The organism is Kitasatospora griseola, from assembly GCF_044999035.1.
GTDB lineage: Bacteria > Actinomycetota > Actinomycetes > Streptomycetales > Streptomycetaceae > Kitasatospora > Kitasatospora griseola.
On record NZ_CP173360.1, the window covers coordinates 3,652,319 to 3,665,899 of the forward strand.

Genomic DNA, 13,581 nt, shown 5'->3' on the forward strand with positions numbered 1-13,581 from the left:
GGGTTCGTCATGCGCATCGTCATCGCAGGTCAGGGCTATGTCGGTCTCCCGCTCGCGGTCCGCGCCGCCGAGGTGGGCCACCAGGTCGTCGGGTACGACGTGGACGAACGCCGGATCAAGCGGCTGGCGGTCGGCGAGTCGTACGTGGAGGACATCCCCGGCGAGCGGCTGCGACCGCTGCTGGACGGCGGCCGCTACCTGCCCACCGCCGACCCCGCCGACGTCGCGGACTTCGACATCGCGGTGATCACCGTCCCGACGCCGCTGCGCGACGGCGTGCCCGACCTGTCGTTCATCGAGGCGTCCGCGAAGCTGCTGGCCCGGCACCTGAAGCGCGGCGCGACGGTGGTGCTGGAGTCCACCACCTACCCGGGCACCACCGAGGAACTGCTCGCCCCGCTGCTGGAGGCCGGCTCCGGGCTGCGCGCGGGCGCCGACTTCCACCTCGGGTACAGCCCCGAGCGGATCGACCCCGGCAACCCGCAGTGGAAGCTGGAGAACACCCCGAAGGTGGTCTCCGGCACCACACCGGACGGGCTGGCCGCGGTGGCCGGCTTCTACGGCCAGCTGGTGGAGCGCACCGTGCCGGTCTCCTCCTGCAAGGAGGCGGAGCTGACCAAGCTGCTGGAGAACACCTTCCGGCACGTCAACATCGCCCTGGTCAACGAGCTGGCGATGTTCGCGCACGACCTCGGCATCGACGTCTGGGAGGCCATCGACGCGGCCTCCACCAAGCCGTTCGGCTTCCTGCGCTTCACGCCCGGTCCCGGCGTCGGCGGCCACTGCCTGCCGATCGACCCCTCGTACCTGTCCTGGCGGGTGGAGCGCGCGCTCGGCCAGTCGTTCCGCTTCGTCGAGCTCGCCAACGACGTCAACAGCCACATGCCGGACTACGTGGTCCGCCGCCTCGCCGAGGCCCTCAACCAGCGCCGCCGCAGCGTCAACGGCTCCCGGGTGCTGCTGCTCGGCCTGGCCTACAAGAAGAACACCGGCGACGCCCGGGAGACCCCGGCCGCCCGGATCGTCGAGCTCCTCACCCGCCAGGGCGCCGAAGTCCGCGCCGCCGACCCGCACGTGGTCGCCGGCGTCCACGTCGCCGAACCGCACGACGCGGGCCCGCTCGCCGCCGTCCACCGGGTCGAGGCCACCCCCGAGGAACTGGCCGCCGCCGACGCGGTCGTCCTGCTCGCCGACCACGACGAGTTCGACTACGCCGCCGTCACCGCCCACGCCCAGTACGTCCTGGACTGCCGCCACCGACTGACGGGGGCGTCCGTCGAGGTGCTCTGAGCCTCATCGGCCTCGGGACGGCCGGCGCACCAGGACGGCCACGGCCGCCACCGCCGCGACCGACAGGCCACCGGCCGCCGCCCACCACGGCCAGTCCGCGCTGTCCTGGGCGGCGGCGGGGGCGGCGGGCGCAGCCGCGGGCGTCGAGGGGCGCGCGGGCGGTTGGACGGGGGCGGTGTCGTCGGCGTTGGTGAAGGTGAAGCGGCCCTGGAGCGGCGCCCCGTCGGCCGCGACGGCCCGCCAGACGACCTGGACGGCGCCCTTCGGCAGGCGGCCGAGCTTCTGCTGCACCTGGCCGTTCAGCGCGGTCGGCGTGCCGTCGGTGTACGGCGTCCCGTCGGTGCCGAGGACCGCGACGGTGGTGTAGCCGGGCTGCACCGGGCTGTCGAAGCTCAGCGTGACCACCGTCGGCGACTCGGCCGTCACGGAGTCCGCGGCCGGGCTGGAGGCGAGCAGCTGCGCGTGCGCCTGCGCCCGCGGTGCGGGCGCCAGGACGGACAGCGCGGCCAGCAGCAGTGCGATGAGGAACGGCACCGCCGCCGGGCGGGAGGGGACTCGGGGCTTCACACGGCAGTGGTCGGCGGCGGCCCGCGGGAAGTTCCCGCGAGATGCCGGGAACTTCCGGTCCGTGCGGTCCGACCACTGCGGTAACCGCGGGACACCACCACGCCTGCGACCGAGCCGAAAGCCGATGCACGCCATGCCGACCACCACCACCGTTCCGGGCCGCTCCCCCCGTCTGCGCCGCCTCGTCGCCGCCACGGCACTCGGGGCGATATCCCTCTCCGCGCTCGTCGCCTGCGGCAGCGGCGACTCGTCGTCCTCGGCCAAGGCCTCGCCGAGCGCGGCCGTCACGGCCGACGCGGCGCCCCTGACGGTCAAGGACCCGTGGGTGAAGGCCTCCGACACCGAGATGACCGGTGTGTTCGCCACCCTGGTCAACACCACGGGCGCCAAGGTCACCGTGGTGTCCGGCACCTCGACGGTGTCGGCGAAGACCGAACTGCACGAGGTCGCGGACGTGGACGGCAAGCCGACCATGCGGCAGAAGGCGGGCGGCTTCGTCATCCCGGCGAACGCGAGCCACGAACTCAAGCCGGGCTCCGACCACGTGATGCTGATGGGCCTGACCAAGGCCGTGAAGCCGGGCGACGAAGTCACCGTGACGCTGACCCTCGACGACGGCCGGACGCTGAAGTTCACCGCCGTCGCCAAGGCGTTCGCGGGCGCCAAGGAGGACTACAACGCCGGCATGACGAAGGGCTGAGCTCCCCATGGACAGCAGCCCCACCGACCTCGTCGCACCCGCCGCCGCCGCGGTCGGTCGCCGCCGGCTGCTGGCCGGCGGCGCGCTCGCCCTCGGCGGGGCGCTGGCCGGGGCCGGCGTCGGCGCCGCTGCGGCGGACCGCGGCACCGGGGACTCCCGGCCGCAGCCGCCCGGGTACGGCGTCCAGAAGATCCCGTTCCACGGGCCGCACCAGGCGGGGATCGACACCCCCGCCCAGGCCCACGCCGTGTTCCTCGGCTTCGACCTGGACGGCGGAACGGACCGCGCGGCCCTGGGCCGGATGATGCGGCTGCTCACCGACGACGCCGCCCGGCTCACCGGGGGCGCGCCGGCGCTCGCCGACACCGAGGCCGAACTCGCCGAGCTGCCCGCCCGGTTGACCGTCACCTTCGGCTTCGGCCCGGGCTTCTTCACCGCCGCCGGGCTGGACGACCGGCGGCCCGCTTCGCTGGCGCCCCTGCCGGTGTTCTCCATCGACCGGCTCCAGGACCACTGGTGCGGCGGCGACCTGCTGATCCAGATCTGCGCCGACGATCCGCTCACCGTGGCGCACGCCCAGCGGATGCTGGTCAAGGACGCCCGCACCTTCGCCCGGCTGCGCTGGGCCCAGCGCGGTTTCCGGCGCGGGCGCGGCGTCCAGGAGGACGGCGTCACCCAGCGCAACCTGATGGGACAGATCGACGGCACCGTCAACCCGGCGCCCGGCAGCGGCGTCTTCGACGGGGCGGTGTGGGCCGAGGACGGCCCGGAGTGGCTGCGCGGCGGCACCACCATGGTGCTGCGGCGCATCCGCATGGAGCTGGAGACCTGGGACGCCGCCGACACCAGGGCCAAGGAGTTCTCGATCGGCCGGACCCTCGGCACCGGCGCCCCGCTCACCGGTGCCGCCGAGACGGACCCGCCCGACTTCGCCGCCCGGGACGCGTTCGGCCTGCCGGTCATCTCCGAGTTCGCCCACGTCCGGCGGGCCCACGTGGCGGATCCCCGGCAGCAGATCTTCCGCCGCCCGTTCAACTACGACGACGCCCCGGCCGCGGACGGCACCCCCGACACCGGTCTGCTGTTCGCGTCCTTCCAACGGGACATCGCCGGGCAGTTCCTGCCCATCCAGCGCGCCCTCGCCGCGTCCGACCTGCTCAACCAGTGGACCACCCCGATCGGCTCGGCCGTCTTCGCGATCCCGCCCGGCTGCGCGCCCGGCGGCTGGATCGGCCAGACCCTGCTGGACTGACCGCGGAGAACACACCGCCCCGCTCGGACGGCTGCCGAGCGGGGCGGTGGCGTTCCGCGGCGCGGGGCTCAGCCCCGGCGCTGGATCCGGTCGCGGTTCGGGCGGGTGTCGTGGTTCAGCCCGTCGTCGACGATGACGATCTTGGGGACGATGCGGGTCTCCGCCTCCGGCTCGGCCGCGGCCGCCGACGGGGCGGCCGGGGCAGTCGGGGCCGCCGACGGGGCGGGCGGGGTCTCGGGCTTGGGGGGCAGCGGGTCCTTGGCGAAGCTGGCGGGCTTGACGGGCGGCGCCGGGGGCTCGGCCACGGTCGGGGTGTAGGGCTTGCGCGGGTCGGCGGCCTGCGGCTTGGCCTCCGGCCGGTCCTCGACGCGGTCGAGCACGGCGGTCGGCCGGTCCTCGACACGGTCGAGCACCGCGGTCGGCCGGTCCTCGACGCGGTCGAGCACGGCGGTCGGCCGGTCGACGGCCGGCTTGGGCTTCTCGACGGCCGGCTTGGTGGCGGTGGCGACCGGGCCCTTGGTGAGGTCGGCCTTCGGCGCGCCCGGCTTCCCGTCCTCGGGCTCCTCCTCGATCGCGCCGACGGCGGCGCCGGTGAGCGAGGCCAGGGTGCCCTTGATGTGGTCGAGGTGGGTCTGGACCTTGTCGAGGCGCTTGGTGAAGTCGACCTGCTCGCGCTCGCTGGCGAGCTTGATCCGGGCGGCCTTCTCCTTGGCGGCGGCGAGCTCGGCGTCGGCCTTGGCCTGGGCCTGGGTGTCGAGGCGGCGGGCCTCGGCGAGCATCGCCTCGCGGTGCTGCTCGGCCTCCTTCACCTTGGCCTCGGCGGCGGCGGTGATCTTGGCGACGACCGCGTCCGCGTCGGCCTCGGCGGTGGCGAACCCCTCGTCGGCCTTGCGGCGGCGCTCGGCGAGGGTGACCTCGGACTGCTCGGAGGCGTCGGCGGCGGAGACCCGGATCCGGGCGGCGTGGCCGGTCGCGGCGTGCACCACGGCGCGGGCCTCGGCGTCGGCCTGGGCGCGGATCCGCTCGGCCTCGGCGCGGCTGCGCTCGTCGGTGCCCCGGGCGAACCGGTCGGCGTCCTCGCGCTGCTTGGCGGAGAACTGCTTGGCGTCCTTGGCCGCGGACTCGCCGGCCTCGTGGGCGGCGTCCCGGGCGTCCTCGCCGGAGCGCTTGGCCTTGGTGTGGATCGCCTCGGCCTCGTTCTGCGCGATCTTCAGCAGGATCGCGGCCTGCTCGCTGAGCTCGGTGAAGTCGGGGTCGGGGGCGTCCTCGGCGGCCTGCTGGATGTCGGCGAGGCGCTTCTCCATCTCACGCAGGCCGGTGCCGAGCACGCTGAGACGTTCCCAGGCCTCGTCCCGTTCGCGACTGAGCGCGGTGACGGCCGCCTCGACCTGGTCGGGCGCGTAGCCGCGCCGGGAGACGGTGAAGCCGTACTGGGACACGGCGTCGCTCATTCGGCTGTTCTCCTCGTGCTCGCGGGCTGCGCAGCCCCGCCGGGTGCGTGGTTCGGTGGGAAGGACGGTCCGTCCCATTGACCTATTTTGCGCAGATACGAACGCAAACCAAACAGGCCGCCACCGCGCGGCCGGGCGAACCGGCCGTGCGGACGGGGCGAGGAATCGTCGGACATGCCTTACAGCAGGCCGTCCCAGAGCTGTTCGACCAGGACGGCCCACCAGCTCTCGGGCGTGTGCACGGCGGCCGGATCGGCCGCCAGCAGCTGGGCCTGGAGGTCGGTGGTCCAGCGGCCGGCCTGCTCGGGCGTGAGGCCGTGTCGCAGATGCCACATCCGAGCCAGCACGGTCAGGCAGCGGACGAACTCCGGGACACCCGTGTTGACGAACCGCGGCGGCTCGGCCGGGTTCTCGATGTCCACGGCGACCACCGCGGCGGTGCCGTACTGGACGCACAGCTGCCGGCCGTAGTCGTTGCCGAGCACCAGGTAGCCGCCGAAGTCCGGGCCGGGCGGCAGTCCGCGCTCGGCGGCCAGCTCGGCCAGCGTCGGGATCGGCCGGCCCTCCTGGGCCTGCGCCCAGAAGAACGGCGGGAACTCGCGCGGCAGGCCGACCCACATCAGGGTCTGGGCCACCGCGTCCGGCACGCCCTGCCGGGCCACCGCGCGCTGCTCGAACCGGAACACGCCCGGACCGAACAGCTGGCCCAGTTCGGCGGCCAGCTGCTGCGGCACCATCGGCGGCAGCGGCGGCACCGAGCCGGGCGGCGGCAGCGGCACCCGCTGGGTGCGCGGGCGCGGCGGCGCGGACACCAGCTGGTGCAGCTGCTCGACGTGCTCGCTCAGCACCGCCATGCCGGCCTGCCGGGCCGCGGTGTCCCGGCCGTACGGGGCGGTGTGGCTGATCCGCGCGTTCGGCCAGGACGCCTTCACCATCCGGGCGCAGTAGCCGCCGGGCAGGTCGCACAGCTCCAGGTCGGTGTGCACCTCCAGCACCTGGTCGGCGGGCACGCCGATCCGGCGCAGCTCCTGCAGCGCCTTCCACTCCGGGTGCGGGGTGCCGGGCTCGGACGTCATCACCAGGCTCCGCTCGGAGCCGTCCGGCGCCCGGTAGTTGACCACGGCGGTGGTGCCGGGGCCGATGGTCGGCACACCGGGCGGCGGCAGCGGGGCGGCCGGCGCGGGGCCGGGCCCCGGCGGCGGGAAGCCCGGCCCCGGCTGCGGCGGCGGCACGGGCGCGCCCGGGAACGGCCCGGGCGCCTGCGGCGGCGCACCCTGCGGCGGACCGGGGAACGGCGGCGGGGCCTGGAACGGGGCGCCCTGCTGCGGCCCCGGCGGGAACGGCGGCGTCGCCGGACCACCCGTCGGCGGCAGCTCGATCGCCGGGGCCAGCTGGGTCGCCTGGTACGCGACCGCGGCGGCCTCGGACGCCGGGGCGGCCGGCGGCGCGAGGGGCGCACCGGCGTCGCCGCGCAGCTCCGCGGGCGCGGGCGGCGGCGGCGCGCCGGGGCCGCCACGACCGCCGGGGCCCGGCACGGGGCCGCCGCCGGGGGGCAGCAGGTCGTTCGGCGGGGGCGGCGGCGGAGCGGTCGGGCCGGACCGGCCGAGCCCGACGGGCGCGGGGCCGCCCGAGGACGGCAGCAGGTCGTTCGGCGGGGGCGGCGGCGGAGCGGTCGGACCGGACCGGCCGAGCTGCACCCCCTGCGCGGGCGTACCGGGCGCACCGGGCAGCCCCATCAGCCCGGGCGGGCCGTCGGTGGCCAGCATGGTCGGCGCGTAGTCGATCGACGGCGCGGGCGCGTCCGGCGGAACGGGCGTGCCGGGGACGGGAGTCGACGGAGCGCCCACCGGGAACGGCGGCGTCGCCCCGACCGGCGCGGGCATCGGCGGCGGCACCGGCATCCCGGACACCGGACCGGGCGGCGGCACCGGCACCCCGGGCACGGGGGTCGACGGGCCGCCCACCGGGAACGGCGGCGGCACGGGCGTGCCGGGGGCGGGCGTACCGGCCGGCGGGAAGTGGTCGGGACCCTCCCCCGGGCCGGCGGCAGCCGCCACCGACGCGGGCGGCACCGGCGCGGGCGGCACCGGCGCGGGCGGCACCGGCGGCGCGGACAGCTGCGCAGCCTCGGCGGCCACCGCGGCGGCGCCCGCGTCCTGCAGCCACTGCGGCGGGCTGAGCAGGAATGACGTCGCCTCGACCGCCCCGCGCACCGGCTTGGCGGCACCGGCCGGGTTGGGCTCGGCGGGCGTCCCGTACAGCTCCTCGAACTGCCGGACCACCTCGTTGATCGGCAGCGGCGGCCAGAGCATGCTGACGCCGCTGTCGCGGGCGATCACCAGCCGCGGCGAGCTGCCGGTCCCGCCGGCGTGCTCGCTGCCGTCCACCGCCCAGCAGACGTAGCCGAGGTCGAACTCCCGGACCCGCACCTCGCGTTGGAGCGAGCGCGGCACACCGGCGTTGATCCAGTCCTCGGCGGTCTCCTGCGCCTGCGCGTACGTGGTCACCACGTCTCGTCCCACCCCTGTCGTTCGGTCAGTTCACCGGGACGGCGCGCGCGAAGCCGCCGTCCACCATGAGTTCGGCGACGGTCTCCAGCTCCGGGGGGCTGCCCGCGAGCCGCAGCAGGAAGGCGTCGAAGCTGTCGCCGCAGGGCAGCAGCAGCCGGGCCACCCGCTGCTCCGGGGACTCGTCCGCGCCCTCGTCGCGGGCGTCGTCGTAGGGCAGGAACCAGACCGAACCGGTCTGCTCGCCGCGGACCTTGAGGGCGAGCAGGCCGCCCTGCTGGTAGGCGACCGCCAGGTAGTCCTTGGTCAGGTGGTCGCGCAGGCACTTGTTGGCGTACACCAGGTCCTGGACGCCGTACTCCTCGCTGAGGGTGAGGAACGGCTGGTCGACCAGCAGGCCGAGGTCGACGTCCAGCGCGGCGCCGACCGGGCCGCGGCCGCCGGCCAGCTTCAGGAAGTCGCGGTACACCGGCGGCAGCGGGTGGCCCAGGCGCTGCTCGGCGCGCTGCACCAGGTCCTCGGTGACGACCAGCGGGTCGCCGCCGTCCTTCGCCAGCGGGAAGTGCACGGCGCGGCGCTCCTGGAGCGGGCGGGTGCCGCGCCGGGTGTGGTCGGCGGTGGAGATCGCCAGGCCGCCGTGGTGCCGCAGCAGCGCCTTCACCTCGACCGGGACCAGCTCCATCCGCCGCCAGCCCGCGGGGGCGCGGCCGACCACGTGGTGCCACGTCCAGCCGGGCGGAGTGGCGACGGCGGTCTCCAGGTCGGCCCACAGCTCGTGGCCCTGGGTGTAGAGCGCGGCGTTCGCCGACACGTAGTCGGTGAGCCGCAGCTCGTCCACGCCGAAGCCCTCCGGCGGGTCGGCGACCTCGGCGGCGGCGGCCGCGTACGGCGAGAAGTCCGGGTACCCGTGCTCGTCGACCCGCACGCCCCCGGGGTGCCGCTCGGCCCGGACCGGGTCCGGGAACTGCACCACCTGGCCCGCGTAGGCCGCGTTGGGCACGGCGGCGGTGCCGGGCCGACCTGTCGTCATCTGGGGTCCCCCACAGCAGAAGCCGAAATCCTCGGAGACCAGGGTAGGGCAACGACCGCCCGCGTTCGGGGTCACGGGGGTACCCGACCGAAGCCCGCCCGGCCGGGTACCGACGCCACGTCAGCGACGGCGCACCGCGGCGGCCAACGTCTCCGCCACCCGCACCTGCTGGCCCTCGGTGAGCTGCGGGAACATCGGCAGCGTGAGCAACTGCCCGGCGGCCCGCTCGGTGACCGGGAACGCGCCCTCCCGGTACCCCAGCTGCCGGAACGCCGGCTGCAGGTGGACCGGCACCGGATAGTGCACGCCCACTCCGATCCCGGCCTGCTGCAACTCTGCGAGCACCCCGTCCCGGTCCCGCTCGATCCGCACCGCGTACAGGTGCCAGACGTGCTCGTTGCCGGGCAGCGTCCGCGGCAAGGTGATCCCCTCCAGCCCGGCCAACAGCTTGTCGTACCGCTCGGCGGCCGCCCGCCGGGCCTCGTTCCACGCCGGCAGCCGCCGCAACTTGCTGCGCAGCACCACCGCCTGCAGGGTGTCCATCCGCGAATTGAACCCGAACCGCTCGTGCACGTACTTCCGCGCCGAGCCGTGGTCCCCGATCAGCCGCACCGCCTCGGCGAGCTCGGCCTCGTCCGTCACCACCGCGCCCGCGTCCCCGTACGCGCCCAGGTTCTTCCCCGGGTAGAAACTCGTCGCCGAGATCCGCCCCCAACTCCCCGACACCCGCCCGTGCCGCGCCGCCCCCTGCGACTGCGCCCCGTCCTCCACCACCGGAAGTCCGTCCGCGACCTCCAGCACCCGCTCCATCGGCGCGAGTTGACCGTTCAGGTGCACCGGCATCACCGCGACGGCCCGCCGCACCCGCTCGGCCGCCTGCTCAACGTCGATCAGCAGGTGCTCCTCGTCCGCATCCACCAGCACCGGTGTCAGCCCCGCCCGCACCACCGCCTCCGCCGTCGCCACGAACGTGTTCGCCGGCAGCACCACCCCGCCTCCGGGCTCCAACTCCAGCGCCCGCAGCGCAAGTTCGAGCGCATCCGTCCCGTTCGCCGTCCCCACGGCATGCCCGACCCCGCAGAACCCCGCGAACTCCCGCTCGAACGCGGCCACCTCGGGCCCCTTGATGTAGGCCCCGCTCGCCAGCACCGCCTCGAAGCCCGCACGGACCTCGTCGGCGATCTCGGCGTGGGAGGCGTGCAGATCGACCAGGGGAATGTCGTTCACTGGGTTCACCACCAGGGGCTCGGGGGGCACCTCCCAGCCCGCCCGGGCTGGGGGAGAACTGCGAGAAGCCGGCGGACCGAGATCGGAAAGATCGCGCCGGAGAGGACGACTTGCACGTGCGGGCGCCGCGAGCGGTCAGAGCGCTCCCTTCAGCGCGGCGACGACGCGCTCCTGCTGCTCCCCCGTCAACGAGTGGAACAGCGGCAGGATCAACGTCCGCGAGGTCAGCAGTTCCGTGACGGGCAACGGCACCCGCGCCGCCCCCTTGTACGGCGTCTCCAGATGCGCGGCCATGATCCCCCGCCGCGCCGAGACCCCCTCCGCCGCCATCGCAGCCAGCACCTGCCCCCGGTCCGGCGCCTCGTCCGGCAGCAGCAGCCACAGCGACTGGAAGTTGGACGTGCCGTACGCCGGCTCGGCCACCAGCCGCCCCGCGAGCTCCGCCCCCAGCAACTCCCGGTAACCAGCCGCGAGTTCGCGCCGTCGCGCGACCATCGCCGGAAGCTTCCCGAGCTGCACCAGCCCGATCGCCGCCTGGACGTCGGTCATCCGGTGGTTGAAGCCGATCTCGTCGTACGTCTCCAGCACGGCCGCCCCGCCCGTCCCGGCGTGCCGGTCCGCGGCCGAGACGCTCATGCCGTGCTCCCGCAACCGCCGCAGTCGGGCCGCGAGTTCGCCGTCCTGGCTGGTGACCATGCCGCCCTCGCCGGTGGTGAGCAGCTTGCGCGGGTGGAAGGAGAACGCGGCGAGGTCCGCGCCCGCCCCGGCCGGGCGGCCGCGGTGGACGGAGCCCGCGGCGCAGGCGGCGTCCTCGATCACCGCGATGCCGCGCGGCCGGGCCAGCTCCTCGATGGCGTCCAGGTCGACGGGGACGCCGCCCTGGTCGACGGCGATCACCGCACGGGTGCGGTCGGTGAGCAGGGGCGCGACGGTCTCGGGGGTGAGGTTGCCGGTGGCCGGGTCGACGTCCGCGAAGACGGGGGTCGCGCCGACGTAGGTGACGGCGTTGGCGGTGGCGATGAAGGACAGCGACGGGACGACGACCTCGTCGCCGGGACCGAGGCCGGCGCCCACCAGCGCCAGGTGCAGGGCGGTGGTGCAGGAGGAGACCGCGACGGCGTGCGGCACGCCCACGGCCTCGGCGAACGCCCGCTCGAACTCGGCGACGCGAGGGCCCTGCGCGACCCAGCCCGAGCGGACGGCTTCGGCGGCGGCCCGGGCTTCTTCCTCGCCGAGCCACGGGATCATGACGGGGATGGTGGACATCGGGTTGCTCCTTCGCTGGGTCGCGCCCACGGACAGGTCACTCGCTCGGCGGCGAGCCTTCCGGCAGGTTCCTTCCGTTCCGCGCCCCCGCTGTCTCGCCCTGCCACCAGCCGACCAGCCTCCGCAGCCCGTCCGTCAGCCCCAGCTCCGGCTTCCAGCCGAGATCGCGTTCGGCGGCGGAGATGTCCGCGAGCCGCCGGACCACGCCGCCGGCGGTGTCGCGGGCGGGCCCGTGCTCGACGTGGAGGTCCGACTCCATGGCCTCCAGCAGCGCGTCCGCGAGGCCGCGCAGGGAGACTTCGGTGCCGGAGGCGATGTTGTAGACCCGGTCGGTGACGGGGGCGGTGGCGGCGAGCAGGTTGGCGCGGGCGATGTCCTCGGTGTAGACGAAGTCCATGGTCTGGGCGCCGTCGCCGAAGATCAGCGGCGGCTGTCCGGCGGCGATGCGTTCCATCCAGCGGATGAAGACCTCGGTGTAGCGGCCGTGCACGTCCATCCGGGGGCCGTACACGTTGAAGTACCGCAGGGCGACGTAGTCCAGGCCGTACATGGCGTGGAAGCTGCGCAGCAGGCCTTCGTTGAAGACCTTGGCGGCCCCGTACAGGGTGTCGTTGTGGTACGGGTGCTGGCTCTCGGGCGTCGGGAAGACGTCGGCCAGGCCGTAGACGGACGCGGTGGAGGAGGCGACGACCTTGCGGACGCCGGTCTCGGCCGCGGCCTCCACCACGTCGAAGGTCCCGTCCACCATGATCTCCAGCGCGAGCCGGGGTTCGGCCGCGCACTGGGTGATCCGGATCGCGGCGAGGTGGAACAGCGCGTCGGTGCCGGGGGCGAGGAGTTCGCGCAGCAGGGCGCGGTCGCGGATGTCGCCGTCCACCACGGTCAGTCGGCCGGGGGCGGCGAGTTCGCGGGCGCGGGCCAGGTTCTCGGTGCGGCCGCGGACGAAGTTGTCGAGCACCACGACCTCGCGGGCGCCGGCCTCGATCAGTTGGTCGACGACGGTGGAGCCGATGGTTCCGGCGCCGCCGGTGACCAGACAGCGGGATCCTTCGAGCGGAACGGCGGCGTTCATCGGACTGCGGCCCTCTCCTGGGCGAAATCGGTGACGGGGACGGGGACGGTCGCGCCGCCGAGTTCGAGGCTGAGGGAGGCGGCGTGCAGCAGGCGCAGCACGCGCAGGCCGGCCCGGCCGTCGGTGAGCGGGCGGCGGCCCTCGTCGATGGCGGCGGCGAACTCGGCCATCACGTTGCGCAGGGCTTCCTGTTCGACCAGGGCGGGGGCGACCATGTCGCCGACCCGGTAGGAGATCAGGGCGCGGTGCCGGATGGCGTCGGTGAGTTCGTCGGGCGGGGTGAGGTCGACGCCGCGGTCGTGGATCGCCAGGCGGGCCTGCGGGTTGAGGTCGTCCCAGACCAGGGTGCGGCGGGAGCCGCCGATGAGGGTGGTGCGGACCTTGGTCGGGGAGAGCCAGTTGACGTGGCAGTGGGCGAGCGCGCCGTTGGACAGGCGCAGCGTCAGGTAGGCGACGCAGGCGCGGCCCGCGCCGATCGGGTCGGCGGCCTGGGCGCTGACGCCGACGGGTTCGACGCCGGGCGGCAGGACGAAGTCGAGGATGGACAGGTCGTGCGGGGCGAGGTCCCACAGCACGTCGACGTCCGGTTGGACGAGTCCGAGGTTGATCCGGACCGAGTCGAAGAACTGGACGTCGCCGATCTCGCCCGCGTGGACCAGTTCGCGGATGCGGCGCACCACAGGGGTGTAGCAGAAGGTGTGGTCGCACATCAGGACCAGGCCGCGCTCCTCGGCGAGGGCCACCAGGTCGGCGGCCTCCTCGACGGTGGTGGTGATCGGCTTCTCCACCAGGACGTGCTTGCCGGCCTCCAGGGCGGCCCGGGCCAGGCGGTGGTGGGCGGCGGCGGGGGTGGCGATGGCGACGGCCTGCACCCGGTCGTCGGCCAGCACCTGTTCGAAGGAGGTGGTGGCGGCGACGGTGGAGTACTCGCCGAGGACCTTGCGGGAGCGCTGTTCGTCCAGGTCGCACAGCCAGTGCAGGTGCAGGGCGGCGGTCTGTTGGGCGTTGCGGACCAGGTTCGGACCCCAGTAGCCGGCTCCGACGACGGCCAGTCCGATCCGCCGGTCGGGTGCTCGGTCGGTGCTGCCCGGTGTGGGCACGTGTTCCCCAGGCGCCTCGTGCGCCACGACGTTCGACCCCATTGCAAGACCCCCCTTGCCGCCGCGTCGCTCGAACGGTACCGGCCCGGCCGGGCCCGTCGAGGCACAATCGGAAAAAC

Annotated in this window: 11 protein-coding genes; 3 read left to right on the top strand and 8 right to left on the bottom strand. The window is 74.8% G+C overall.

Annotated elements, in window-relative coordinates; genetic code table 11:
- Positions 1 to 9: 9 nt before the first annotated feature.
- Complete coding sequence (locus tag ACI1MP_RS16345) at positions 10 to 1,290, top strand: nucleotide sugar dehydrogenase (protein WP_380334764.1); 1,281 nt, start codon at positions 10 to 12, stop codon at positions 1,288 to 1,290.
- A 3-nt stretch (positions 1,291 to 1,293) separates the two neighbouring features.
- Here ACI1MP_RS16345 and ACI1MP_RS16350 read toward each other — a convergent pair whose 3' ends face one another.
- Positions 1,294 to 1,857 carry a copper resistance protein CopC gene (locus ACI1MP_RS16350; RefSeq protein ID WP_404868906.1) on the bottom strand — a complete coding sequence of 188 codons (564 nt, stop codon included), beginning with the start codon at positions 1,855 to 1,857 and terminating at the stop codon, positions 1,294 to 1,296.
- Between the two features lie 133 nt (positions 1,858 to 1,990).
- Here ACI1MP_RS16350 and ACI1MP_RS16355 point away from each other — a divergent pair, with 133 nt between their 5' ends.
- Positions 1,991 to 2,557 (top strand): copper chaperone PCu(A)C, encoded by a 567-nt coding sequence (locus tag ACI1MP_RS16355; RefSeq protein ID WP_100588741.1) that lies wholly within the window; start codon positions 1,991 to 1,993, stop codon positions 2,555 to 2,557.
- A gap of 7 nt (positions 2,558 to 2,564) precedes the next feature.
- Positions 2,565 to 3,809, top strand: coding sequence for a Dyp-type peroxidase (locus tag ACI1MP_RS16360; protein ID WP_404868907.1), 1,245 nt, complete (start codon positions 2,565 to 2,567; stop codon positions 3,807 to 3,809).
- Between the two features lie 68 nt (positions 3,810 to 3,877).
- Here ACI1MP_RS16360 and ACI1MP_RS16365 read toward each other — a convergent pair whose 3' ends face one another.
- The 7 genes from ACI1MP_RS16365 to ACI1MP_RS16395 all read right to left on the bottom strand — a co-directional run bounded on the left by ACI1MP_RS16365 (position 3,878) and on the right by ACI1MP_RS16395 (position 13,504).
- The gene (locus tag ACI1MP_RS16365) at positions 3,878 to 5,260 is read right to left on the bottom strand and encodes a hypothetical protein (protein ID WP_404868908.1); all 1,383 of its coding nucleotides are present in this window, start codon (positions 5,258 to 5,260) and stop codon (positions 3,878 to 3,880) included.
- A gap of 179 nt (positions 5,261 to 5,439) precedes the next feature.
- Complete coding sequence (locus ACI1MP_RS16370; RefSeq protein WP_404868909.1) at positions 5,440 to 7,770, bottom strand: SUKH-4 family immunity protein; 2,331 nt, start codon at positions 7,768 to 7,770, stop codon at positions 5,440 to 5,442.
- Positions 7,771 to 7,795: 25 nt separating this feature from the next.
- Positions 7,796 to 8,797, bottom strand: a complete 1,002-nt coding sequence (locus tag ACI1MP_RS16375) for an SMI1/KNR4 family protein (RefSeq protein WP_380337892.1) — start codon at positions 8,795 to 8,797, stop codon at positions 7,796 to 7,798.
- Positions 8,798 to 8,917: 120 nt separating this feature from the next.
- Positions 8,918 to 10,024, bottom strand: coding sequence for a DegT/DnrJ/EryC1/StrS family aminotransferase (locus tag ACI1MP_RS16380; RefSeq protein ID WP_404868910.1), 1,107 nt, complete (start codon positions 10,022 to 10,024; stop codon positions 8,918 to 8,920).
- A 135-nt stretch (positions 10,025 to 10,159) separates the two neighbouring features.
- Entirely contained in the window at positions 10,160 to 11,290 is a 1,131-nt protein-coding gene (locus tag ACI1MP_RS16385; RefSeq protein WP_404868911.1) for a DegT/DnrJ/EryC1/StrS family aminotransferase, read from the bottom strand.
- 37 nt (positions 11,291 to 11,327) lie between these two features.
- Positions 11,328 to 12,362, bottom strand: coding sequence for an NAD-dependent epimerase/dehydratase family protein (locus ACI1MP_RS16390; protein ID WP_404868912.1), 1,035 nt, complete (start codon positions 12,360 to 12,362; stop codon positions 11,328 to 11,330).
- Positions 12,359 to 13,504: a Gfo/Idh/MocA family oxidoreductase gene (locus tag ACI1MP_RS16395; RefSeq protein WP_363480308.1), complete on the bottom strand. Its 1,146-nt coding sequence runs from the start codon at positions 13,502 to 13,504 to the stop codon at positions 12,359 to 12,361. The genes ACI1MP_RS16390 and ACI1MP_RS16395 overlap by 4 nt, the downstream gene beginning before the upstream one ends.
- Positions 13,505 to 13,581: the final 77 nt, after the last annotated feature.

Excerpts from the sequence above, each read along its gene's own strand:
- ACI1MP_RS16345 (WP_380334764.1), top strand. The coding sequence starts at position 10 with ATGCGCATCGTCATCGCAGGTCAGGGCTATGTCGGTCTCCCGCTCGCG.
- ACI1MP_RS16355 (WP_100588741.1), top strand. The coding sequence starts at position 1,991 with ATGCCGACCACCACCACCGTTCCGGGCCGCTCCCCCCGTCTGCGCCGC.
- ACI1MP_RS16360 (WP_404868907.1), top strand. The coding sequence starts at position 2,565 with ATGGACAGCAGCCCCACCGACCTCGTCGCACCCGCCGCCGCCGCGGTC.
- ACI1MP_RS16365 (WP_404868908.1), bottom strand. The coding sequence starts at position 5,260 with ATGAGCGACGCCGTGTCCCAGTACGGCTTCACCGTCTCCCGGCGCGGC.
- ACI1MP_RS16375 (WP_380337892.1), bottom strand. The coding sequence starts at position 8,797 with ATGACGACAGGTCGGCCCGGCACCGCCGCCGTGCCCAACGCGGCCTAC.
- ACI1MP_RS16385 (WP_404868911.1), bottom strand. The coding sequence starts at position 11,290 with ATGTCCACCATCCCCGTCATGATCCCGTGGCTCGGCGAGGAAGAAGCC.
- ACI1MP_RS16390 (WP_404868912.1), bottom strand. The coding sequence starts at position 12,362 with ATGAACGCCGCCGTTCCGCTCGAAGGATCCCGCTGTCTGGTCACCGGC.
- ACI1MP_RS16395 (WP_363480308.1), bottom strand. The coding sequence starts at position 13,504 with ATGGGGTCGAACGTCGTGGCGCACGAGGCGCCTGGGGAACACGTGCCC.